The following is a 22,588-nucleotide window of genomic DNA, read 5'->3' as shown; positions in this document are numbered from 1 at the left end:
CGGCCTACTCATACAACAATATCAATAGACTGCGTAATTCACTGTAGGCCCGTGCAAGCGTAGCGCCACCGAGCTGTTTGTGGACGGCGGGATGGCGCAAATCTAATCCAGATTACGCCAGCAGCGGACGTTACGGCCCTCGTGAGAGGGCTGTAACGGCTGGGGACGTTCACATCCCTGCGTTGCCATCGGGCAACGGTCGCGGAAAAAACAACCTTCAGGCAGATGACGGTTGCCGGGAAGCTCCGTTTTGCGCAAGGCCAGATTTTCGTCCAGCGGTTCACCGGTGCGGGGGACCGAATCAAGCAACAGACGGGTATAGGGATGGCGCGGCGCGCCCAGAACCTGCGCGGCGCTGCCCAGCTCGACAATCTGCCCGAGATACATCACCGCCACGCGATCGCTCATGTGCCTGACCACCGAGACGTTATGCGAGATTAACACGTAGGTCAGATTACGCTGCTGCTGTAGCGTCACCAGCAGGTTGAGGATCTGCGCCTGTACGGAGATATCCAGCGCGCTGGTGGGTTCATCGAGCACGATGATGTCCGGATCGGACGAGAGCGCCCGGGCGATGGCGATGCGCTGGCGCTGCCCGCCGGAGAAGGCGTGCGGAAGGCGGTCGAGATATTCCGGGCGAATACCCACCTGCAGCGCCAGGTGTTCAGCCAGCTGACGTCGCTGCCGCTCGCTGCTGCGTTTTTGCACCCACACCGGCTCGGTGATGATGCGCCAGACCGGCAGGCGCGGGTCGAGCGAGGAGAGCGGATCCTGAAATACCATCTGCATACCGCCCGCGTGGGACGTCCGCTGACATGCGCCGGTGCTGGGCTTAAGCATGCCCATCAGTAACTGGGCAAGAGTGCTTTTCCCGCAGCCGGATTCCCCGACAATACCGAGCGTTTCCCCGCGACGGATCTGCAGGTCGAGCCCGTTGAGCGCATGCACCTGTTCCGTGACGCGCCCCAGCCAGTTTTTGCGCGCCGCAAAGTTCACGTGCACGCCATCCAGTTCCAGCAGTACATCAGACATGGGTTTTCTCCCGTTGTGGATACCAGCAGGCAGCCTGTTGGCCCTCTGCGCCAGAGGGGCGTAAGCGCGGCGTTTCGCTGCATTTCGCCCCGGCGGCAAAGCAGCGCTCGCGGAACGCGCATCCCTGCGGAAGCTGGCTGAGGTTAGGCACCGTACCGGGGATGGCGGGGAGCAGGTCGCGCGGCTGGCCGTTTTCCGGGGCGCACTGCAGCAGGCCAATGGAGTAGGGATGCACGGGCTGGTGGATCAGCGCTTGTGTGGCTCCGCTCTCGATCACGCTGCCGGCATACATTACATACACTCTGTCGCAGAGCTGCGACACCACAGCCATATCATGGCTGATAAACAGCACCGAGGTGCCGCTGGCCCGCGCCTTATGCTTCAGCAAGCGCAGCACCTGCAGCTGGACGGTGACATCCAGCGCGGTGGTGGGTTCGTCGGCGATAATCAGCTCCGGCTCGCAGGAGAAGGCAAGGGCGATCATCACCCGCTGGCGCATACCGCCTGAGAGTTCAAAGGGATAGCGCGCCATCACCGCCTTCGCGTCCGGGATCTGCATCTCTTCCAGCAGGCTCATCGCCTTCTGCTGCGCCTCGCGCCGCGAAAGGGGCTGATGCTGGCGGATCACCTCTACCATCTGTTTGCCAATCCGACGCGTCGGGTTGAGGGCGGTCATCGGCTCCTGAAAAATCATCGCCACCCGCGCACCGCGCCACTGGCGAAGCTGTTTCTCGGAGGCCGTCAGGACATTTTCGCCGAGTAATTTCACCTGACCATGATGAATACGATAGCTGCCCTCCGGCAGCAGCCGCATGGCGAGCATGGCGGTAACCGATTTACCGGATCCCGATTCGCCCACCACGCCGACAATTTCCCCCCTGTTAATCTCCAGCGAGACGTGGTTCAGCGCGTGGACCTCCCCGCGAAAAATCGGAAAGCTCAGGTGCAGGTCTTCAATGCTAAGTACCGGTTCGGTCATCACTGTTTTCCTCCCGATTTCGGATCCAGCAGATCGCGGATGCCATCGCCAAACAGGTTAAAGCCCACGGCGGTAATCAAAATCGCCGCGCCGGGAAACGCGCAGTACCACCACTGGTCGAGAACGTAATTGCGGCCAACGGCCACCATCGCGCCCCATTCGGCGGTGGGCTGCTGCGCGCCGAGGCCAATAAAGCCCAGCGTGGCGGCCATCAGAATGGCGCTGCCAATGTCCAGCGAAGCCTGCACAATCAGCGGCGGCAGGGCGTTGCGCAGGATATGCCAGCTGATCAAATGCCAGCGGGATGCCCCAAACGTGCGGGCGGCCTGAACGTAGGTAAACTGGCGCACCACCAGGGTTTGCCCGCGCGCCAGGCGCACGTAAAACGGAATGCGGACAATGGCGATTGCCAGCATGGCGTTAAACAGGCTCGGCCCGAGCGCTGCCGCCAGCGCCATGGTCAGCACCAGGGAAGGAATGGAGAGCATAATGTCCATCACCCGCATAATAATGGCGTCGCCGCGCCCGCCCAGTACGCCGGACAAACAGCCCACCAGCGAGCCGATGCCTCCTGCAATCACCACCACTGCCAGCCCGGCAGTAATCGACTGCTGGCTGCCCGCAAGTACGCGGCTGAACAGATCCCGTCCTACCTCATCGGTGCCGAACCAGTGCTGCGCAGACGGCGCCTGCAGGCGAGCAGTCAGATCCAGCGCGTTCGGGTCATGCGGTACGATCCACGGCGCGGCCACCATAATGAAAAGCATCACCAGCATAATGACGCCGCCAACGATCGTGAGCGGGCTTTGACGCAGCATCCAGAACAGTTTTGCCCAGTTGATACGTTGCCTGGCGCGCTTAACAGGGACGGACGTTTCCTGAGTCAACATCATTCGGCACCTCCGCGCCCGATTCGAGGGTCAATCCACAGGTAAAGCAGATCGACCACCAGATTAACCAGCACGTAGGCCAGTGAAACGACGACCGCAAAGCCCATCACGGCAGGGAAATCAAGCGCCTGAATGGACGTTACCACCCAGGCTCCCATCCCCGGCCAGGCAAAAACGGTTTCGGTGAGTACAGCGCCGTAGAGGAGATCCCCCAGCGCCAGCCCCAACACGGTAATGGACGGAATCATCGCATTGGGCAGGGCGTAGCGCAGGACGATATACCAGCCGGGCAGGCCGCTGGCGCGGGCGGTGCGGATGTAGTCCTCGCTAAGCTGCTCCAGCATCGCCGAGCGAACCTGACGCGCCACGATGCCGAGATGCACAAACGCCAGCGTCAGCGAGGGTAAAATCAGGTGCTGAAGCGCATTGAAAAAGACCTCGCCGTTGCCTTCCAGCAGCGCATCCAGCAGATAAAAACCGGTGACGTGTGTCGGCGGGTCGAGCCAGTCATCCAGCCTGCCGCCGCCGGGCAAAAGCTGCAGATGTCCGTAGAACAGCACAATGACGCCCAGACCGAGCCAGAAGGCCGGGGTGGAAATACCGGTCATCGCCATCAGCCGTACCAGATGATCCAGCCAGCGGTTACGGTACACCGCTGACAAAATCCCCAGCGGCACGCCAATGACCAGTGCCAGCAGCAGAGAACAGAAGGCCAGCTCCAGCGTGGCGGGGAAAAAGGCCTTCAGATCCTCGGCGACCGGACGTCCGGTACGAATGGAAGTGCCTAAATCCCCATGGGCCAGAGCATTCACGTAGCGGCCAAACTGAACATACAGCGGCTGATCCAGCCCCAGCTGCTGGCGAATGTTCTGCACGATTTCGTCGCTGGCGCGGTCACCGGCCAGCAGACGAGCCGGATCGCCGGGGATCAGGTGCGAAATAATAAACGTGATAATACAGACACCGGCCACCACCAGGAGTAACCCCCAGCAGCGCTGGCGCACAATGCTCCAGAACGTCATACACTTTCCCCCGGCGAAACGGTTACTTACTCATGGTGGCGATGTTGAATACCTGCTCGAGCATCGGATTAAAGGTGAAGCCTTTGACCTCTTTGTTCATCGCCAGCTGGTAGTTCTTCTGGAACAGATAAACGTAGGCCGCCTCGTCAATCACCACCTTTTGCGCCTGCTGGTAATCTTTGGTGCGCTCCGCCTGGTCCGTGGTTTTCAGCGCGCCCTGCAGCAGCGAATCGACTTCTTTGTTCTCATAGAACGAACGGTTGCCCGGCAGCCCTTTTTTGTCTGATTCAAACCAGTAGTTCATGAACATGTACGGGTCGGCAAAGTCCGGGCTCCAGTTACCGATGGCGATGTCGTAATCACCTTTGCCGACGCGGTCGCGCATGGTGGCGTTGGCCAGTTTTTCCAGCTTGACGTTAATGCCGATCTTGCCAAGGCTGGCCTGCGTGGAAAGCGCGATAGGCTCCCAGTTCGGATCGTTGTCCGAGTAGAGGAAGGTCAGGCTGGCGGGCTTATCTTTCACCTTCTCCAGGGCCGCTTTGGCTTTGGCCTCGTCAAAACTGTACTGCATGGCCGTGGCGTCATAGCCCCACATGCCTTCCGGGATCGGGCCACGCATCTGCTTGCCATTGCCGCTCAGAATGCCTTTGACCATGCCCTGATAGTCCGTCGCCCAGGAGACGGCCCGGCGTAAATCCACCTGGTTGAGCGGGGCTTTGCTGTTGTTGAGGTAGAGATAGGTCACGCGCAGGGAGGGGTATTCCGCGACGGCGACTTTCCCTTCCTGCTTAAGAGCCGCGAGCTGATCGACCGGCAGAGAATCAGCAATGTCCAGGTCGCCGCGGGAAAGCTGCAGCCGGCGGGAGGCGCTTTCACCGATAATTTTCACCGACACGCGCTTAAAGTGCGGCTTTTCGCCCGGCCAGTGGGGATTCGGTACCAGGACCAACTGCTGGCCTTTCTGCCAGCTTTTCAGCATAAACGGCCCGGAGCCGGCAGTGTTTTGCGCCAGAAACCCGCGCGCGTCGTCCGCGGCATTGGCCTTCAGCACCGCCGGGTTAATGATGGAGGCCCCGTCATTCGCCAGGGTGTAGAGGAAGGGGGCGAACGGCTGGCTGAGGGTGAATTTCACCGTGTGGTCATCAATGGCCTCCACTTTCAGGTCTTTCGGGAAGGCTTCAGACGGCCCCTGGCTGAGTTTCAGCAGGCGCTCAAAGGAGAGTTTGACCGCCTCGGCGGTGACCGGCGTGCCGTCGGAGAATTTGGCGTTATCCGCCAGGGTAAACGTCCACTCCTTCTGGTCGTCGGAGGCTTTCCAGCCCGTCGACAGATCGCCTTCCACCTCGGTCGAACCGGGTTTGTACTTGACCAGACGCTGGTAGGACGGATAGGTAACGGTCCAGTCGTTGTTATCAATGGTGATGGCAGGATCGAGCGTTTGCGGGTCGGCGGCTTTACCGATCGCCAGCATATCTTTCGGGACGGCAGCCAGCGCCAGCGGGGCGCTCAGGGCCAGCGTAGCGGCAATGATGGTCGAGAGAAGCGATGTTTTCATGGCAGTGCTCCAGGTTTATAGAGAGGTGTGCGTCTGGGGAAAACAGGCAAAACGGTCTTCAAGCAGCGGGTAGCTGGCGGCGTTCGGCAGTTCGAAGTGCCACCATTCGCTGGCAATCCCGACAAAACCGCCGCCGAACATGATGGCGTTCAACAGCAGACGGTTGCGCTGGGCGTGCGGCGGCACAGAGGGGTGATACGGATGCGAGCGGTCGTGCATTTCGTCAAAACCGGCCCCCATATCCAGCACGACGTTATGTTCGTCCATCAGCGTGACGTCGATGGCCGTACCGCGGCTGTGATTGGAGCCAATCGCCACGTCGACGACATATTCCGGGTTCGGGCAGGCATCCCACAGCCGGGCCTGGGCCTGCTGCGGTCGATAGGCGTCGTAGACCACCAGCTTCAGCCCGGCCAGCGCGGCAATGCTGATGGCTTTTGCCAGCGCGGTGGCGGCGTCGGTATGCAGCAGGCACAGCGCCTCCTGATAAATCGGGCGGCCGGTGATGTTGTCGGCGGTGGCGTATTTCAGATCGATATGCAGCGTGGGAAAGGTTTTCGCCACATCAATCAGTTGACTCTCTTCGGGCATAGCTCCGCTCCTTTAGCGTTCGAATTGTCCAAACTCTTGTTGTAATTCCCGGTTGACCGCCAGGCGCGCCGGAAGCGCATCACCGAGTGCTTCCACCACGCCCGACAGCAGCAGGTTGAACAGGCAGCTCACCGGGGCAAGGGAATCCCAGAAATGACCGGTATCGGTTTTCACCTGCAGCAAATCAAGCGGGTAATCCCGCGCCCAGGGGCACCAGATGTCGGTAATTAAGGCCAGCGGAATGCCTTTCTCGCTCGCGACGCGGCAGTACTGGCGCGCCATTGTGGAGTAGGTGCGGGTATCGGTCAGCACGACGTAGGGATGCGCAAACCCCGAGTTCAGGGATTCAACCCAGCTCCCGGATGCGCCTTCGGAATAGCTCACCCGCGGACGAAGGTACTCGAGGTGGCTAAAGAAGGCGTTGGCGATCCCGCGCGTGGACTGGATCCCCAGCACAAACACCGCGTCGGCGTGAGCAAGGCTATGCACCACCTGGCGGAAGACGTCCGTTTGCGCCAGCTGATACACCTGAGTGATGGCGTCCACTTCCAGCGACAGGGCGTGCTGAAGTCGGTTGGGCAGAGGGCGCTGCTGCTGCCAGGAGTCCAGCCGCTCGTTCATGCCCCAGGGCTGATACGGGTCGCGCAGGCTCTTTTTGGCATCTTCAAGATTGCGATACCCCAGCTTGCGCAGGAAGCGTCCGACGGTGATCCCGCTGGTCCCGCTCGCCAGACCGACGCTCTCCGCCGTTTCAAACGGGATCTGCGCGGCGTGCGCCAGCAGCCAGCTAGCAACCCGCTTTTCGCTGGGCGTTAGCTGGCTGAAGATCGCTTCGATACGATTCAACATCTCTGGTTTCGTCGTCATACCGCCTCGCTGTTAACTGGCTGTCAAAAGCCAGATTTGTGTTACCACGTTAACAATGCATGGCGCGTGCCATGTTCACAGGGCAGGTAAAACCCGCTGTGCGGTAAAATTCATGCAATATTTGTTTAACGAATGATCAACATTTGTGCAGCGTAGTTCACTTTTGGTGCACTGTCTGACGCGGCAGGTATGAATTTGGTGAATACGTCAGCCTGTTCACATTTTTGATAAGATAGAGGGACTGTGAAGATAAAAGGGATCCCGGCATGGCGAATTTGCCCTGGCGTGTCAGCGTGCGCGTTATCGCGCTTGCAAAGAAAATGGCGATGGTTGCGGGGATCGTCGTGGTCATCCTGCTGGCGGTGCGGGTGTATCTTTCGCAACAGGGGCCGGAACTACACCTTTGGCACACCTGGCGGGCAGATGAGATGTCCGTGCGCGAGCTGGATAACGCCGATTTTGCCGGGTATCTCACCCGGGAAAAGGCGATTTTCGCCGACCTGGATAACGCGGTAACGGCGAAAACAGGGCGCGAGGAGCAAACGCCGCTAAACCGTTATTATCGCCAGAGCCTGGTGTGGTCTGGTCAGTTTTCACCCGATGCCAACCGCTCATTTGTGCTGATGCCACCCGGAAAGCCCCGCGGCGCGGTAGTGCTGCTGCACGGGTTGACGGACTCGCCTTACAGCGTCAGGCACCTGGCCCTGAACTATCAGCAGCACGGTTTTGTGGCCGTGGTTCCACGCCTGCCCGGGCACGGCACCGCGCCTGGCGCGCTTACTGACGTGGACTGGGAGATGTGGCTGGCGGCGACGCGCCTTGCCGTGCGGGAAGCCACGCGTCTGGCGGGAGAGCATGTGCCGTTGCATCTGGTGGGCTACTCCAACGGCGGAGCGCTGGCGATGAAATATGCCCTCGACGCGCTGGACGCGCCTGCGCTGAGAAAGCCGCAGCAGGTGATACTGCTTTCGCCGATGATCGGCGTGACGGCCTTTGCGCGGTTCGCCGGTTTCGCCGGGCTACCGGCGCTGCTGCCGGCATTTGCCAAAGCGGCGTGGCTGAATATCGCCCCGGAATATAACCCGTATAAATACAATTCTTTCCCGGTTAACGCCGCCCGCCAGTCGTGGCTGCTGACGAAAGCCCTGCAGGAGCAGATTGGCCGCGCGGCGCGGGAAAACAGGCTGGAGAATTTGCCGCCGGTGCTGGCGTTCCAGTCGGTGATGGATTCCACAGTCAGCACCCGCGCGGTGGTCACCGGTCTGTTTGACCAGCTTCCGGCAAACGGCAGCGAGCTGGTGGTGTTTGACATCAATCAGGCGGCCAGCTTCCGCCCGCTGTTCAAACCGTCGTCGTGGACGGCAACCTCGGCGCTGCTGCCGGTTGCACAGAGGCGTTACAGTGTCACGGTTATCACCAATGCGGACGAGCACAGTTTCCCGGCGGTAGCGAAAACCACCCCGGCCGGCAGCACGCAGGAGACGGTCATGCCGCTTGCGCAGTCCTGGCCACAGGATGTCTATTCGCTGTCGCACGTTGCCGTGCCGTTCCCGCCGGATGACGATCTCTATGGCCGCGAGCCTGGCGTGAAAAACCGCTATGGCATCAGCCTGGGGACAATTGCGCTGTGGGGAGAGACGTCCATGCTGAGCGTCGGCAAAGAGGCGCTGATGCGGGTCACCTCGAACCCGTTTTATGACTATATGCTGGAGAGGATCGACAGCCGAATCGGGGACGGGGAGAAGTAACGTTCCCTTGTGGCGTGAATATGTTAGGTCGCATTGATTAAGTATGTTAAACAGTAGCTTCAAGGCACCTTTCTCATCGGAACTCTTTTTGTGCTGACGACGCTAATCTACCGAAGCCAGTTAAATTTATCTCACCCGTCCACCGAACTGCGGGAGCTGGTGGAGCGCGCCAGGGGCCGCAACGCAAAGCTGAATATTACCGGTGTACTCCTGTCTAAAGGGAGCGATGTCCTGCAAATTCTCGAAGGTTCCGAAGAGAGTGTGGTCAGGCTGTTCCATACCATTCGTCAGGACCCGCGTCACAGCGGGGTGGTTGAACTGATGCGGGACTATGGCCCGCGCAGACGTTTTGAAAATGTCGGCATGCTGTTGTTTGATCTGCAAACCCAGTCGCCGAAAGAGGTGTTACAGTCGGTTTTGCATTACAGCAAGCTGGACAGCTATCTGACCTCTGACGATCGGGTGTTCAAATTTATCCAAACGTTTATTACCGGCAAACGTCCGTCAGAGTCTGGGGCACGCTATCTCCCTGAAAAATGGACGCTGTCACCCGAAGTGCTACCCTTTGGCGAGAGTCTGGAGCTGATCGCCGGTCAGCCCTGTCAGTTTGCGCTTCAGCCCATTGTCGAGCCCTCGGAAGGGACGATCAGCTCCCTTGAAGCCCTGATACGCGGCAACGACGGCGGCAGCCCGGAGCATTTCTTCAGCACCCTCGACCCGGACAAAATCTACGAAGTTGATCTGCAAACAAAGGCCTATGCCTTTGCGCTGGCGGAAAAACTGGGGATTGGCAGCCATAAAATTGCGGTCAACTTGCTGCCCATGTCGCTGGTAAATGTGCCTGGTGCCGTTGAGTTTCTGGTCAATCAGATCAAACAACACGGGTTGCAGCCGGAGCAGGTGGTTATTGAAGTCACTGAGAACGAGATGATCTCCGGGTTCAACCAGTTCAACAGCGCCATTAAGCAGCTTCGCGGTGAGGGGGTTGGCCTGGCTATCGATGATTTTGGTTCCGGCTATGCCGGTCTTTCTCTGCTGACCCGTTTTCAGCCGGATAAAATTAAAATCGACCGGGAAATTGTCAGCGATATCCACCTCAGCGGCGTGAAGCAGGCGATTGTGCGCTCCATTATCAGCTGTTGCTCCGACCTTGAAATTACCCTGGTGGCCGAAGGGATCGAGAAGATAGAGGAGTGGTGCTGGCTCGAATCTGCCGGGATCCGCCGATTCCAGGGCTTTCTGTTTGCCCGTCCGCAGCTGAATGGCGTCGGTGATATTCACTGGCCGCATCTGATGCGTTAAGCCAAATTTCCTTCCCGTTATTTCCCCTTTGCCTGGCCTGTGCTTAAATAGCTAAAACGGTTTAACAATGTTTAGCTTAGAGGGTCACATGAAAAAAATCTGGGTACTTGGCGATGCAGTGGTGGATCTGCTGCCGGATGGAGAAGGCCGGCTGCTGCAATGTCCCGGCGGGGCACCGGCAAACGTTGCAGTCGGGATTGCCCGACTGGGCGGCCAGAGCGCCTTTATCGGCAGGGTTGGCGACGACCCTTTCGGACGTTTTATGCATCAGACGCTGGCGAAGGAGCGGGTCGATGTGCAGCAGATGCGCCTTGACCCGGCACACCGCACCTCGACGGTGGTGGTCGATCTGGACGACCACGGCGAGCGTTCGTTTACCTTCATGGTGCGCCCGAGCGCCGATCTGTTTCTGGAACCCGCCGATCTGCCCACGTTCAGCGCCGGGGAGTGGCTGCACGTTTGTTCCATCGCGCTTAGCGCAGAGCCGAGCCGTACTGCGACGTTTCAGGCAATGGCCGCCATCCGCGAGGCGGGCGGTTACGTCAGTTTCGACCCCAATATTCGCCCGGATCTCTGGCCGGATGAAAACGCCCTGCATGGCTGCCTCGAGCAAGCCCTGCAGAGCGCCGACGTGGTAAAACTCTCGGTCGAAGAGCTGGCCTTTTTCACCGGCTGTGCGCAGGTAAACGCCGGTCTGGAGGCGCTAATGCAGCGCTGCCCGGCGCGGTTGGTGCTGATCACCCAGGGTAAAGCGGGCGTGACGGCCTGGCATGAAGGTAGCGTAAAACACTATCCGGCTACGCCCGTTCAGTGCGTCGATACCACCGGCGCGGGCGACGCCTTCGTGGCGGGCCTGCTCTACGGCCTGGCCGCCGGGCAGGACCTGACGCCGGTTATCGCCCTGGCCCAGCGCTGCGGCGCGTTAGCCACTACCGCCAAAGGGGCAATGACCGCATTGCCCTGGCAGCACGAGCTGTAATTCCTCCCTTCACTGGCCGCCAGTCGGCGGCCTGAATTGTCGCCTCGATCACACTTACTAAAACGGTTTAGCAAAAAAGATTGCCGATCCAAAATTCACAGGTTTAGTATCAGCAACCTAAACCGGTTTAGCAATTTAGCACGTTTAATGACTTCTTTTAGGGATGCGACAAAATGTATAAAAAACGCAGACTTGCCGTGATGATAGGCATGCTGGCCGGCAGTACCTCTGTTTTTGCCCAGGCTGATATATCCAGTATCGAAGCGCGCCTTGCCGCAATGGAGCAGCGCCTCCAGGACGCGGAAACGCGTGCCCAGGTGGCGGAGAAACGCGCCACGGCGGCAGAACAAAAAACACAGCAGCTGGTGGCTGCTCAGCAGCAGGCGCAAACGACAACCCAGGAGGTGGCGCAGCGCACCACCGCGCTGGAGAAGAAGGCGGATCAAAGCGGCGGATTTGAGTTTCATGGCTATGCCCGTTCAGGCCTGCTGATGAACGATGCCGCCTCCAGCAGCAAAAGCGGTCCTTACCTGACGCCAGCCGGCGAAACCGGCGGTGCAGTAGGGCGTCTGGGTAACGAAGCCGATACCTACGTTGAACTGAACCTGGAGCATAAACAAACCCTGGATAACGGGGCGACCACGCGCTTCAAAGCGATGCTGGCCGACGGTCAGCGAACCTATAACGACTGGTCTGCCGATACCAGCGATCTCAATATTCGTCAGGCCTTCGCGGAGCTGGGCAACCTGCCTGATTTTACCGGCGCGCTGAAAGGCAGTACCTTCTGGGCGGGTAAACGCTTTGACCGCGACAACTTTGACATCCACTGGCTGGATTCCGACGTGGTGTTCCTGGCCGGTACCGGTGGCGGCGTCTACGACGTGAAATGGAACGATTCGCTGCGTAGCAACTTCTCCATCTATGGCCGCAACTTCGGCAGCGTGGAGCAGACCGACAACAACGTTCAGAACTATATCCTCAGCATGAACCACTTCGCCGGCCCGTTCCAGCTGATGGTGAGCGGCTTGCGGGCGAAAGATAACGATGACCGCAAAGACACCAACGGCGATCTTATAAAGACGGACGCCGCCAATACCGGCGTGCATGCCCTGGTGGGATTACATAATGAGAGCTTCTATGGCCTGCGTGAAGGGACGGCCAAAACGGCGCTGCTGTATGGTCACGGGCTGGGTGCGGAGGTGAAAAGCATCGGCTCTGACGGGGCCCTGCTGTCTGAAGCGGATACCTGGCGCTTTGCAAGTTACGGTGTCACGCCGATCGGTGGCGGCTGGAGCATTGCGCCTGCCGTGCTGGCGCAAAGCAGTAAAGATCGCTATGTCAAAGGCGATAGCTATGAGTGGGTAACGCTCAACACCCGTCTGATTAAAGAGGTGACGCAGAATTTTGCGCTGGCGTTTGAGGGCAGCTATCAGTACATGGATTTAGATCCGCAAGGCTATAAGGACCGTAACGCCGTCAACGGCAGTTTCTACAAGCTGACCTTTGCACCGACGTTAAAAGCGAGCAAGATCGGCGACTTCTTTAGCCGTCCTGAGCTGCGTCTGTTTGCCACCTGGATGGACTGGAGCAGCAAACTGGACAATTACGCCAGCGATGATGCCTTTGGCAGCAGCGGCTTCAACGCCGGCGGGGAATGGAACTTTGGGGTCCAGATGGAAACCTGGTTTTAACCCATCCCGCTCCCGCCTGGCGGGAGCGGTTTAAACATCATAAAAAATGAAGTCAGGCAGAGGTATCTATGGATTTTGATAATATCGCCCGCGCGCTTATTCCGCTGCTCGGTGGCAAAGAGAACATCGCCAGCGCGGCACACTGCGCAACGCGTCTTCGTCTGGTGCTGGTCGATGACGCGCTTGCCGATCAGCAGGCTATCGGCAAGGTTGACGGCGTAAAAGGCTGTTTTCGTAACGCCGGGCAGATGCAGGTGATTTTTGGTACGGGCGTGGTTAACAAGGTGTACGCCGCGTTTATCCGGGAGGCGGGGATCAGCGAATCCAGTAAATCTGAAGCCGCGGATCTGGCGGCGCGCAAGCTCAACCCGTTCCAGCGCATTGCCCGTCTGCTCTCCAACATCTTTGTGCCGATCATTCCCGCGATTGTGGCGTCCGGTCTGCTGATGGGCCTGCTCGGGATGGTGAAAACCTACGGCTGGGTCAATGCGGATAACGCCCTCTACATCATGCTGGACATGTGCAGCTCCGCGGCGTTTATCATTCTGCCTATTCTGATCGGCTTCACTGCCGCGCGTGAGTTTGGCGGTAACCCGTATCTTGGCGCAACGCTTGGCGGCATTCTGACCCACCCGGCGCTGACCAACGCCTGGGGCGTGGCGTCGGGTTTCCACACCATGAATTTCTTTGGCCTTGAGATCGCGATGATTGGCTATCAGGGCACGGTATTCCCGGTGCTGCTGGCCGTCTGGTTTATGAGCATCGTGGAGAAAAATCTGCGCCGCGTGATTCCGGACGCCTTAGACCTGATCCTGACGCCGTTCCTCACCGTGGTGATCTCCGGCTTTATCGCGTTGCTGATTATCGGTCCGGCAGGGCGCGCCCTGGGGGACGGCATCTCCTTTATTCTCAGCACCCTTATTGCCCACGCGGGCTGGCTGGCGGGACTGCTGTTTGGCGGACTTTACTCGGTGATTGTGATCACCGGTATTCACCACAGCTTCCACGCCATCGAAGCCGGGCTGCTGGGCAATCCATCGATTGGCGTTAATTTCCTGCTGCCTATCTGGGCCATGGCGAACGTGGCGCAGGGCGGTGCCTGTCTGGCGGTGTGGTTCAAAACCAAAGATGCCAAAATCAAAGCCATTACGTTGCCGTCGGCGTTTTCTGCGATGCTCGGCATCACCGAAGCGGCTATTTTTGGTATCAACCTGCGCTTCGTTAAGCCGTTTATCGCCGCGCTGATTGGCGGCGCGGTGGGCGGTGCCTGGGTGGTGTCGGTGCATGTCTACATGACCGCCGTCGGGTTGACCGCCATTCCGGGCATGGCCATTGTGCAGGCCAGCTCGCTGCTGAACTATATTATCGGCATGGTGATTGCCTTCGGCGTGGCGTTTACCGTCTCACTGCTGCTGAAATATAAAACGGACTCTGAATAATGACGTTACCTTCCCGCTGGCCTGCGATCCTGCAGGCCGTTATGCAAGGTCAGCCGCGGGCGCTCGCGGACAGCCATTATCCGCAATGGCACCCAGCGCCAGTGACGGGGCTAATGAACGACCCGAACGGGTTTATCTGGTTTGCTGGCCGCTACCACCTGTTTTATCAGTGGAACCCGCTGGACTGCGAGCACCGCTTTAAGTGCTGGGGGCACTGGAGCTCTGCGGACCTGGTGCACTGGCGGCACGAGCCGCTGGCGCTCATGCCGGAAGAAGAGTATGACCGCAACGGCTGCTACTCCGGTAGCGCCGTGAATAACGCGGGCGTATTGACCCTGTGTTACACCGGCAATGTCAAGTTTGATGACGGCAGCCGCACGGCCTGGCAGTGCCTGGCCGTGGAACAGCCGGATGGAACCTTCAGGAAGCTGGGACCGGTGCTGGCGCTGCCGGAAGGCTACACCGGCCACGTGCGCGACCCGAAGGTGTGGCAGCACGACGGGCTGTGGTACATGGTGCTTGGCGCACAGGATGTGCAAAAGCGCGGCAAGGTGCTGCTGTTTAAGTCAGCTGATTTGCACGCCTGGCAATCCTGCGGGGAGATCGCCGGTCACGGCGTCAACGGCCTGTCGGATGCAGGGTATATGTGGGAGTGCCCGGACCTGTTTGCCCTCGACGGGACGCACGTCCTGATCTGCTGCCCGCAGGGGCTGGCGCGCGAGCCGCATCGCTACCTCAACACCTATCCGGCCACCTGGATGAGTGGAGCGTTTGACTCTTCCACCGCCCGGTTTGATCACGGCGAGCTGCACGAGCTGGATGCGGGCTTTGAGTTCTACGCCCCGCAAACCACGCTGGCGGAAGACGGTCGCCGTATTCTGATCGGCTGGATGGGCGTACCGGACGGGGAAGAGATGCTGCAGCCCACGCGGGCGCACGGCTGGATGCACCAGATGACCTGTCCGCGCGAATTACGGTACCGCGACGGCAGGCTCTGGCAGATCCCGGTGCGTGAGCTGGCGGCGCTGCGCGAAGATGAACACAACTGGCAGGGGCGCGCCAGCGCCGCGCCCGCACTCGACGCGACGCGCCTGGAGTTTGAGCTGGGCGCTTCGCAGGTGATTGTCGATTTTGCCGGCGCGCTGCGCCTCAGCGTCGATGGGCAGGGCCTGCGTCTGGAACGCGCGAGCCTGGAAACCGGTGAAACGCTGACCCGCTACTGGCAGGGCGACGTCCGTCATTTACGCGTCCTGTGCGACCGCTCCAGCGTTGAAATTTTCATCAACCACGGCGAAGGGGTGATGAGCAGCCGCTATTTTCCTGCCCATCCGGCCCGGGTGCGATTCGAAGGTGCGTCCGACATCACATTACGCTACTGGTCGTTGCGCACCTGCATGATAGAATGAGGGTTTTGGCAGCCGGATCTAAGTCGTTGTGAGAAAAACAAAACGCGTCACCATCAAAGACATCGCGGAGCTGGCGGGGGTGTCCAAAGCCACCGCCAGCCTGGTCCTGAACGGTCGCAGCAAAGAACTTCGCGTGGCGGAAGAGACGCGCGAGCGCGTGCTGGCGATTGCAAAAGAGCACCACTATCAGCCCAGCATTCACGCCCGTTCGCTGCGGGATAACCGCAGCCACACCATTGGTCTGGTGGTTCCGGAGATCACCAACTACGGTTTTGCCGTCTTTTCTCACGAACTGGAAACGCTGTGCCGCGAGGCGGGCGTTCAGCTGCTGATCTCCTGCAGCGATGAAAACCCGGGGCAGGAGACGGTGGTGGTGAACAACATGGTGGCGCGGCAGGTGGACGGGCTGATCGTGGCCTCCAGCATGCTTAACGACGCGGACTACCATAAGCTGAGCGAGCAGCTGCCGGTGGTCCTGTTTGACCGCCACATCAACGACAGCGCGCTGCCGCTGGTGATCACCGACTCTATTACCCCGACGACGGAACTGGTGTCAGATATAGCGCGCCAGCATCCTGATGAGTTCTACTTCCTCGGCGGCCAGCCCCGCTTATCCCCGACGCGCGACCGCCTGGAAGGGTTCAAACAAGGTCTGCGTGATGCCGGTGTGGAACTGCGTCCGGAGTGGATCATTCACGGCAACTATCACCCGAGCTCCGGTTACGAGATGTTTGCCGAACTCTGCGCCCGGCTGGGACGTCCGCCGAAAGCGTTGTTCGCTGCCGCCTGCGGGCTGCTGGAAGGGGTGTTGCGCTATATGGGCCAACATAACCTGTTGCAAAGCGATATCAGGTTAGCCAGTTTTGACGATCACTATCTCTATGATTCGCTGACGATCCCCGTGGATACTATTCGCCAGGATAACCGGCAGCTGGCGTGGCACTGCTTTGATTTGATTAGCAAATTGATTGAAGGCGAGACCCCGGAACCGTTGCAACGCAAGCTGGCTGCCACCCTGCAGCGGCGCTATAAGTCAGCAGATTAGCCCGGACCGATACATCAATAACTTTAATTAATTTAAGTTTTGGAAGCGCCGATAACCATAAGGAATAATTCTCCTTGAGGTATTGGTTTATGTCGTTGAAAAAGTCGTCCCTGATTATCCTGTTCTCGCTGCTTTTCTTCTTTGTTGTCAGCACTGTCACCAGCGTTGGCCTCATCATTAAAAGTAATAATTCCCTGGATAACGTCAATAAAGAGATCCAGGTGGTGCTGTCCATTATTGACCCCATTAACCACAGCCGTACGTTGCGCGTTCGGGTGATGGAGTATGTGAAGATGGTGGAAGCGGGTAACGCGGCGGACGGGGCAGCAAAGCTGACCTCCGTGAAAGAGGCGCTGACCAAAGCGGACCATGCGTTTGCGGCCTTTATGGCGTCACCGCGCCTGAGCGATGAAGCACCGCTGGTGAGAGCCTATCAGGATGCCTGGCAGAACTACCGCAACCAGGGACTTGCGCCGCTGATTGATGCCGCTGCGGCACACGATGTCGCCAAATTTGACGCGCTGATCCCGGAAGTGTCCCGCCTCGATCGCCAGTACGAGATCGTTCTCGACCAGGTCCTTTCCGTGCACCAGAAATATGCCAAAAGCCTGAATGAAGATGCGAGCAGTAACTTCGTCTCTGGCCTGGCGATCATTGCCGCAATCGCCAGTCTGTTTGTGGTGGTGATCATCGCAGTCAGCCTGCTGATGAAGCGCTTTGTCTTCGCGCCGGTCAACCTCGCGCGCGAGCACTGCAGCCAGATTGCGGCAGGTAAGCTGGACATTCCGGTGCCGGTGAAGGGGAGCGCCCATAACGAAATCGATCATCTGATGAGCTCGATGGAGCAGATGCGTCAGGCACTGCTGTCAACCATCGCTCAGGTACGCGATGCGAGCCATACCGTGACGCACGCAGCCCAGGAGATTGCCTCCGGGAATATTGACCTGGCGTCACGCACCGAGCAGCAGGCTTCCGCATTAACCCAGACGGCGGCCAGCATGGAAGAGCTGAGCGCGACGGTGGCGAACAACACCGACAATGTGTTCCAGGCCGGAAAACTGGTGCAGGACGCGGTGAAAAATGCCCACACCGGTGAAGCGGTGACCCGCGAAGTCATCGACACGATGAATACCATCGCCGCGAACTCGAAGCGCATCGAAGACATCACCAGCGTGATTAACAGCATCGCCTTCCAGACCAACATCCTGGCGCTGAACGCGGCGGTTGAAGCGGCGCGCGCCGGTACCCAGGGCCGCGGCTTTGCGGTCGTGGCCAGTGAAGTGCGCACCCTGGCACAGAAAAGTGCGGTGGCCGCCAAGGACATTGAGAGCCTGATTGCCCAGTCGGTTTCCAGCGTGAAAAACGGTGCGGAGCTGGTCAGCCGTTCAGGTGCGGTGATTGACGCGATTATTTCGTCGGTGAACAAAGTGAATACGCTGATGGAGCAGATTTCCGTCGCCTCGGAAGAGCAGAGCCGTGGGATTAGCCAGGTCGGGCAGGCGGTGACCGAGATGGACGGCGTGACCCAGCAGAACGCCGCGCTGGTGCAGCAGTCCGCCGCGGCAGCGGCCTCGCTGGAAGAGCAGGCGCAGCAGCTATCGCGGAGTATTTCGAGTTTTAGTTTGCCGGTGCAGGCTTGATTGAATATAAGAGGCTCCTGAGGGAGCCTTTTTAATGTCTGGCTTAACGGGAAAGACGTATCAGACAAAGTTTCATGTTTTAAAAGCACTTATATTTACAAGTCTTACCGTCTGGAGGCGTTGGTCAGGGAAGCTGACTGGACTATTATGCATTTTCAGTACATGCCGTAAGGGGGGATCATGATAGATATCACAAGCGGTGACAGACACCTTAAATTAACGCCCTATGAAAGGCTGACTGAACCCGAGGTGCCTGCCTATAGCCGTATTATGGTATGGGTTGAATTCTCAATCCCTGTCTTAAAAACAGAGTTTGCTGCAGAGTTTTTTGTCGGTCAGTTAGAGCAATTCAGGCTTGATGCACATGCTTTCCATCAAGCCTTAACGACAGGTACAAAGTCTAAGGATAGTCGTTTAACCTCGGCATTCGAGCAGGTTATGCTTAAGTTTCATCAGGCACATTTTGCCGGTGCTGTTGGAGTTAGTATGGTACTTAAGCCTGAAAACCATGCTGACAGTGTTACCCTTGACGATTCCTTCGAGATTGATGAAAGTTACTTTCCCGACCTGCTCTCTGGTCTGGACGACATCATTTCATGGCAAAACTGATGCTTGAATTACGCTACAAGACCGGCACTCAGACTGCCGGACTTTTTATGCCATTTACTTGCGCCTTTCTCCTTTTCTGTCAAGCGAAGACTAGCGACTTCATTACGCAAAAAGTGATGGCCTGAAGGTGACTCATAGCGCCCGCCAGCTCTAACAGCTATGAGTCCAAATCCGACAGCACAAAAATTCTTTGATTCACCCCAGCAATATTTCCCTCGCTCATCCGTCTACCTCACCACAAGCCATAATCAGTTACGGTAAACGAGGTAAACACCATGAGAGATTTTGAAATGCACGGCAGAGGTCACGGGCGCGGATTTGGTCGCCACCGTATGGGCAAGGGATTAGTCATCGGCGCGGTGATTTTCATCGTGCTCGGCCTGCTGGTGATGTCCCTGTGGAACGCCTTGCTTCCGGCGATCCTTGGCGTGAAGGCCATCGGATTCTGGCAGGCGCTGGGCATTCTGGTGCTGAGCCGCATTCTGTTTGGCGGGCTGGGCTTCCGCCCGGGGATGTTCGGCGCGCACCGCCGCATGCACGAGCGCTGGATGAACATGACGCCCGAGCAGCGCGAGGCGTTTATTCAGCAGCGCCGCGAAGGGTTTGGTCGTCACGGCCGCGGGCACTGCGGCTGGCACGGGCATCGTGACGATAAGCGCGACGACGCCACGCCAAAAGCGCCGGAAGCAGAGTGAGCGAAATGAAAGCCGGGGAGGCGGGCGGATCCATGTTGATGTCGGCGCTCAATGCCTGCCGCGCCCGGCTGAGAGCCTTCATTCGCGGACGGACGTCCGTCCGTGATGATGCCGACGACATTCTGCAGGAAGTGACGTATCAGCTGATGAAAGTGGAACAGCCGGTCGAAAACGTCGCCGCCTGGCTGTTCCGCGCGGCGCGTAACGAGATGACCGACCGGGCGCGTAAAAAGCGCGAGGTCTCGCTCTCCGGCTATTTTACGGGCGAAGACGACGAGGGTTTCCCGGAGGACGAGCTGGCCGAAACCCTGTTCGGCGTACCGCACACGCCGGAAGAGGAGTACCTCAAAACGCTGCTGTGGGAAGAGCTGGGACAGGCACTGTCTGAACTGTCGCCGCCGCAGCGGGAGGTGTTTGAGAAGACCGAGCTTTACGGCTACAGCATTAAAATGCTGGCAGAGGAGACCGGTGCCAGCGAACAGGCGCTGTTATCCCGCAAACATAAGGCAGTACTGTTTCTACGCACGCGGCTGCGGGACGTCTATGACGCGCTAACGGGCGAATAGCGGCGACAGACAAAACCTTACACTTCCGGTACTTGTAGATTCATCACTATGGTTTATGATCGGGGCGTCTTCTTACTCTGGAATGTTATGCGCAACCGTCAGCTCCTCGGAAAATGGCTTTTGATTATCACCTGTCTGGCGATGGCGCTTTGCCTCGTGCAGCGTGCGGTGATGCTCAACCATTTTTTACAGGGGCTGGATCCGCAGATTTCTCTGATAGCTGATGCCCCGGCGCAAACCAGCGATACGGAACAGCCTGGCCCGTCGCCCTGTCAGCTGGGCGCGCACTCGCTGCTTTGCGCGCAGCCGCTGTTCTTCGACGGTGCGCTACCGGCCATTATTATCTTCTTCGCGCTGCTGCAGCTGTTTACGCAAGGGCGGGCGTTTGCGCCTGTTGAACAGCCCGTTCAGGCACCGCCTCCCCGAATACACCTGAAAAACTGCGTTTTCCGTGAGTGAAAATCATCGTCACCGCACGATAATTTTTCACTGTTCACGGAGTAAAACATGGTTAACCTCTTCAGGGGATTCGTCTTCCTGTGGCTGTCCTGCATCGGCATTGCCCATGCGGCGGACACCGGCTGGCTGGTTTCCCCCCAAAACGATCACGCCCGTATCCGCTTTCAGGCGGAGAGGGAACAAAACCACATTAAGGGCCTGCTCACCGTTGAGCTAAAACCCGGCTGGAAAACCTACTGGCGATCGCCGGGCGAGGGCGGCGTGGCGCCGAAAATCAGCTGGCCGGACGGCGTAACGGACAGCTGGTCCTGGCCGGTCCCGTCGCGCTTCGATATCTCCGGCATGACCACGCAGGGCTATCACGATAAGGTCACTATTCCGATTACGCTCGACGGGGTGAGGGGCGACACGCTCGACGGGACGCTCACGCTCTCTACGTGCAGCAACGTCTGCCTGCTGACGGACTACCCGCTGCACCTCGATTTTACCCAACCGGTGGATGAGGGCTTCCGCAACGCCTTCGCGCAAGCGATGCGCGCCGTGCCGGGCACCTCCGGCGTTTCCGCCGATTTGTCGGCCTGGCTTTCTGACGGCAATCTGGTGGTGACGGGGACGACGGACGGGAAATGGGATAATCCGGGGATCTTCTTTGACCCGCTGGAGGGTGACATTCTGCCCGGCGAGCCGGTCATTAAACACGACGGCAATACGCTTCGGGTAACGGTCCCCGTCACCGATGAATGGGGCGATAAGCCCGCCTCGCTGAAGGGTAAAGCGCTGTCGTTTGTGCTGACCAATGGCGATCGCGCGCAGCAAACCACCATGACCGTTGGGACAACGCCCGAAGAGACTTCAGTGGCGGACGGGATCGGCAAAATGGTGCTGTTTGCGCTATTGGGCGGGCTGATCCTGAACCTGATGCCCTGTGTACTGCCGGTGATGGGCATGAAGCTCAACAGCATCCTGCACGCAGGCTCGGACGGCCGCACCATCAGGCTGCGCTTTCTGGCCACCAGCGCCGGGATCGTGACCTCCTTTATGCTGCTGGCCGCGATGGTCACCGCGCTTAAGCTGGCCGGCGCATCACTGGGGTGGGGCATTCAGTTCCAGAACCCGTGGTTTATCGGTCTGATGGTCGCCGTCACCTTCCTGTTTGCGCTGAACCTGTTTGGGGTCTTTGAGATGCTGCTGCCTTCTGCCGCCGCCGGGCGGCTGGCAACGGCAGGAGGGACGGGGATTGGCGGCAGCTTCTGTGAAGGGATGTTCGCCACGCTGCTGGCGACCCCGTGCTCCGCGCCGTTCCTCGGTACCGCGGTTGCCTTTGCCCTTGGCGCGCCGCTGCATGCCCTGTGGCTCATCTTCCTGATGCTCGGCGTGGGTATGAGCCTGCCGTGGCTGTTTGTCGCCCTGGTGCCGAAAACGGCCTTGCTGCTGCCGAAACCCGGTCGCTGGATGAACACGCTGAAAGTCGTTCTTGGCCTGATGATGCTGGCCTCCAGCTTCTGGCTGGCGACGCTGCTGAGCCTGCATCTGGGCGACAGGCTCACTCAGGTGGTGTTGCTGATGCTGGTCGCCGTCACGCTGGCGCTGTTCGCAATGAAGCGGCAAACGGCCTCGCCGCTGTTCTGGCTCGTGGTTATCGCGCTGTCGGGGTTCGGCGGGTATCAGATGCGCGGGCTGCTTAACGCGCCGCCTGACGCTTCGGCGCAAAATACCGCGCAGGCCATACCGTGGCAGCCGCTCAGCGAGGAGGCCATCGGGCAGGCGCTGGCGCAGGGGAAACGGGTGTTCGTGGATATCTCTGCCGACTGGTGCGTGACCTGTAAGGTGAACGAGCATCGGGTGCTCAATCAGCCGGAGATCGTTGCCGCACTGCGCCAGCCGGACGTGGTGGCCCTGCGCGGAGACTGGAGCCAGCCGTCCGCGCTCATCGCGGCGTTTCTGGCGAAGCGAAACCGCTACGCCATCCCGTTTAACGCGGTGTATGGCCCCGGCCTGCCTGATGGCGAAATCCTCTCGCCGCTGCTGGACAAGCGCACCCTGGTCACCACCCTGAACAACGCAAAAGGCTAA

The 22,588-nt window shown here is 59.1% G+C and carries 20 protein-coding genes; 13 read left to right on the top strand and 7 right to left on the bottom strand.

All coding sequences use genetic code 11. The features are described 5' to 3' along the window. Positions 1–102 precede the first annotated feature (102 nt). From EKN83_RS09265 to EKN83_RS09235, 7 genes are read right to left on the bottom strand one after another with little or no spacing between them, the layout of a single operon-like run. The gene (locus EKN83_RS09265; RefSeq protein ID WP_126800761.1) at positions 103–1,032 is read right to left on the bottom strand and encodes an ABC transporter ATP-binding protein; all 930 of its coding nucleotides are present in this window, start codon (positions 1,030–1,032) and stop codon (positions 103–105) included. Next, on the bottom strand, positions 1,025–2,011 hold the full coding sequence (locus EKN83_RS09260) for an ABC transporter ATP-binding protein (protein ID WP_126800760.1): 987 nt from the start codon (positions 2,009–2,011) through the stop codon (positions 1,025–1,027). The genes EKN83_RS09265 and EKN83_RS09260 overlap by 8 nt, the downstream gene beginning before the upstream one ends. Further along, positions 2,011–2,904, bottom strand: a complete 894-nt coding sequence (ddpC, locus tag EKN83_RS09255) for a D,D-dipeptide ABC transporter permease (RefSeq protein WP_045285771.1) — start codon at positions 2,902–2,904, stop codon at positions 2,011–2,013. Before ddpC ends, EKN83_RS09260 begins: the two co-directional genes overlap by 1 nt. Further along, a complete protein-coding gene (locus EKN83_RS09250) occupies positions 2,901–3,923 on the bottom strand; it encodes an ABC transporter permease (protein WP_059386669.1) in 1,023 nt (340 codons plus the stop codon). Before EKN83_RS09250 ends, ddpC begins: the two co-directional genes overlap by 4 nt. 22 nt (positions 3,924–3,945) lie before the next feature. Continuing rightward, positions 3,946–5,478: an ABC transporter substrate-binding protein gene (locus EKN83_RS09245; protein WP_126800759.1), complete on the bottom strand. Its 1,533-nt coding sequence runs from the start codon at positions 5,476–5,478 to the stop codon at positions 3,946–3,948. A 15-nt stretch (positions 5,479–5,493) separates the two neighbouring features. Next, on the bottom strand, positions 5,494–6,069 hold the full coding sequence (gene ddpX, locus EKN83_RS09240) for a D-alanyl-D-alanine dipeptidase (RefSeq protein ID WP_045285768.1): 576 nt from the start codon (positions 6,067–6,069) through the stop codon (positions 5,494–5,496). A 12-nt stretch (positions 6,070–6,081) separates the two neighbouring features. Then, on the bottom strand, positions 6,082–6,936 hold the full coding sequence (locus tag EKN83_RS09235) for a MurR/RpiR family transcriptional regulator (protein WP_126800758.1): 855 nt from the start codon (positions 6,934–6,936) through the stop codon (positions 6,082–6,084). Between the two features lie 266 nt (positions 6,937–7,202). Here EKN83_RS09235 and EKN83_RS09230 point away from each other — a divergent pair, with 266 nt between their 5' ends. The 13 genes from EKN83_RS09230 to EKN83_RS09170 all read left to right on the top strand — a co-directional run bounded on the left by EKN83_RS09230 (position 7,203) and on the right by EKN83_RS09170 (position 22,588). Then, a complete protein-coding gene (locus EKN83_RS09230) occupies positions 7,203–8,684 on the top strand; it encodes an alpha/beta hydrolase (RefSeq protein WP_126800757.1) in 1,482 nt (493 codons plus the stop codon). 90 nt (positions 8,685–8,774) lie between these two features. Then, positions 8,775–9,986, top strand: coding sequence for a diguanylate phosphodiesterase (locus EKN83_RS09225; RefSeq protein ID WP_126800756.1), 1,212 nt, complete (start codon positions 8,775–8,777; stop codon positions 9,984–9,986). 88 nt (positions 9,987–10,074) lie between these two features. Then, positions 10,075–10,965: an aminoimidazole riboside kinase gene (locus EKN83_RS09220; protein ID WP_126800755.1), complete on the top strand. Its 891-nt coding sequence runs from the start codon at positions 10,075–10,077 to the stop codon at positions 10,963–10,965. A gap of 173 nt (positions 10,966–11,138) precedes the next feature. Next, positions 11,139–12,656, top strand: coding sequence for a carbohydrate porin (locus EKN83_RS09215; protein WP_126800754.1), 1,518 nt, complete (start codon positions 11,139–11,141; stop codon positions 12,654–12,656). Positions 12,657–12,724: 68 nt separating this feature from the next. Next, the gene (locus tag EKN83_RS09210) at positions 12,725–14,095 is read left to right on the top strand and encodes a sucrose-specific PTS transporter subunit IIBC (protein WP_126800753.1); all 1,371 of its coding nucleotides are present in this window, start codon (positions 12,725–12,727) and stop codon (positions 14,093–14,095) included. Then, entirely contained in the window at positions 14,095–15,501 is a 1,407-nt protein-coding gene (locus tag EKN83_RS09205) for a sucrose-6-phosphate hydrolase (protein ID WP_126800752.1), read from the top strand. The genes EKN83_RS09210 and EKN83_RS09205 overlap by 1 nt, the downstream gene beginning before the upstream one ends. Before the next feature lie 28 nt (positions 15,502–15,529). Continuing rightward, positions 15,530–16,546: a LacI family DNA-binding transcriptional regulator gene (locus EKN83_RS09200; protein ID WP_126800751.1), complete on the top strand. Its 1,017-nt coding sequence runs from the start codon at positions 15,530–15,532 to the stop codon at positions 16,544–16,546. 89 nt (positions 16,547–16,635) lie between these two features. Next, complete coding sequence (locus EKN83_RS09195) at positions 16,636–18,186, top strand: methyl-accepting chemotaxis protein (RefSeq protein WP_126800750.1); 1,551 nt, start codon at positions 16,636–16,638, stop codon at positions 18,184–18,186. 180 nt (positions 18,187–18,366) lie between these two features. Continuing rightward, positions 18,367–18,795: a hypothetical protein gene (locus EKN83_RS09190; protein ID WP_126800749.1), complete on the top strand. Its 429-nt coding sequence runs from the start codon at positions 18,367–18,369 to the stop codon at positions 18,793–18,795. 275 nt (positions 18,796–19,070) lie between these two features. Further along, entirely contained in the window at positions 19,071–19,490 is a 420-nt protein-coding gene (locus tag EKN83_RS09185; protein ID WP_025756496.1) for a hypothetical protein, read from the top strand. 5 nt (positions 19,491–19,495) lie between these two features. Then, positions 19,496–20,056, top strand: coding sequence for an RNA polymerase sigma factor (locus EKN83_RS09180; RefSeq protein WP_082082937.1), 561 nt, complete (start codon positions 19,496–19,498; stop codon positions 20,054–20,056). An 87-nt stretch (positions 20,057–20,143) separates the two neighbouring features. Next, positions 20,144–20,515, top strand: a complete 372-nt coding sequence (locus EKN83_RS09175; protein ID WP_045285756.1) for a hypothetical protein — start codon at positions 20,144–20,146, stop codon at positions 20,513–20,515. A 48-nt stretch (positions 20,516–20,563) separates the two neighbouring features. Continuing rightward, positions 20,564–22,588 (top strand): protein-disulfide reductase DsbD family protein, encoded by a 2,025-nt coding sequence (locus EKN83_RS09170; protein WP_126800748.1) that lies wholly within the window; start codon positions 20,564–20,566, stop codon positions 22,586–22,588.

It is taken from the genome of Enterobacter sp. WCHEn090032, assembly GCF_003986875.1.
GTDB lineage: Bacteria > Pseudomonadota > Gammaproteobacteria > Enterobacterales > Enterobacteriaceae > Enterobacter > Enterobacter sichuanensis.
This window is presented reverse-complemented; position numbering and strand designations above follow the sequence as displayed.

What these genes read in the sequence shown, in the direction of transcription:
- EKN83_RS09265 (WP_126800761.1), bottom strand. Translation starts at nt 1,032, where the DNA reads ATGTCTGATGTACTGCTGGAACTGGATGGCGTGCACGTGAACTTTGCG.
- EKN83_RS09260 (WP_126800760.1), bottom strand. Translation starts at nt 2,011, where the DNA reads ATGACCGAACCGGTACTTAGCATTGAAGACCTGCACCTGAGCTTTCCG.
- ddpC (WP_045285771.1), bottom strand. Translation starts at nt 2,904, where the DNA reads ATGATGTTGACTCAGGAAACGTCCGTCCCTGTTAAGCGCGCCAGGCAA.
- EKN83_RS09250 (WP_059386669.1), bottom strand. Translation starts at nt 3,923, where the DNA reads ATGACGTTCTGGAGCATTGTGCGCCAGCGCTGCTGGGGGTTACTCCTG.
- EKN83_RS09245 (WP_126800759.1), bottom strand. Translation starts at nt 5,478, where the DNA reads ATGAAAACATCGCTTCTCTCGACCATCATTGCCGCTACGCTGGCCCTG.
- ddpX (WP_045285768.1), bottom strand. Translation starts at nt 6,069, where the DNA reads ATGCCCGAAGAGAGTCAACTGATTGATGTGGCGAAAACCTTTCCCACG.
- EKN83_RS09235 (WP_126800758.1), bottom strand. Translation starts at nt 6,936, where the DNA reads ATGACGACGAAACCAGAGATGTTGAATCGTATCGAAGCGATCTTCAGC.
- EKN83_RS09230 (WP_126800757.1), top strand. Translation starts at nt 7,203, where the DNA reads ATGGCGAATTTGCCCTGGCGTGTCAGCGTGCGCGTTATCGCGCTTGCA.
- EKN83_RS09220 (WP_126800755.1), top strand. Translation starts at nt 10,075, where the DNA reads ATGAAAAAAATCTGGGTACTTGGCGATGCAGTGGTGGATCTGCTGCCG.
- EKN83_RS09215 (WP_126800754.1), top strand. Translation starts at nt 11,139, where the DNA reads ATGTATAAAAAACGCAGACTTGCCGTGATGATAGGCATGCTGGCCGGC.
- EKN83_RS09210 (WP_126800753.1), top strand. Translation starts at nt 12,725, where the DNA reads ATGGATTTTGATAATATCGCCCGCGCGCTTATTCCGCTGCTCGGTGGC.
- EKN83_RS09205 (WP_126800752.1), top strand. Translation starts at nt 14,095, where the DNA reads ATGACGTTACCTTCCCGCTGGCCTGCGATCCTGCAGGCCGTTATGCAA.
- EKN83_RS09195 (WP_126800750.1), top strand. Translation starts at nt 16,636, where the DNA reads ATGTCGTTGAAAAAGTCGTCCCTGATTATCCTGTTCTCGCTGCTTTTC.
- EKN83_RS09190 (WP_126800749.1), top strand. Translation starts at nt 18,367, where the DNA reads ATGATAGATATCACAAGCGGTGACAGACACCTTAAATTAACGCCCTAT.
- EKN83_RS09185 (WP_025756496.1), top strand. Translation starts at nt 19,071, where the DNA reads ATGAGAGATTTTGAAATGCACGGCAGAGGTCACGGGCGCGGATTTGGT.
- EKN83_RS09180 (WP_082082937.1), top strand. Translation starts at nt 19,496, where the DNA reads ATGAAAGCCGGGGAGGCGGGCGGATCCATGTTGATGTCGGCGCTCAAT.
- EKN83_RS09175 (WP_045285756.1), top strand. Translation starts at nt 20,144, where the DNA reads ATGCGCAACCGTCAGCTCCTCGGAAAATGGCTTTTGATTATCACCTGT.
- EKN83_RS09170 (WP_126800748.1), top strand. Translation starts at nt 20,564, where the DNA reads ATGGTTAACCTCTTCAGGGGATTCGTCTTCCTGTGGCTGTCCTGCATC.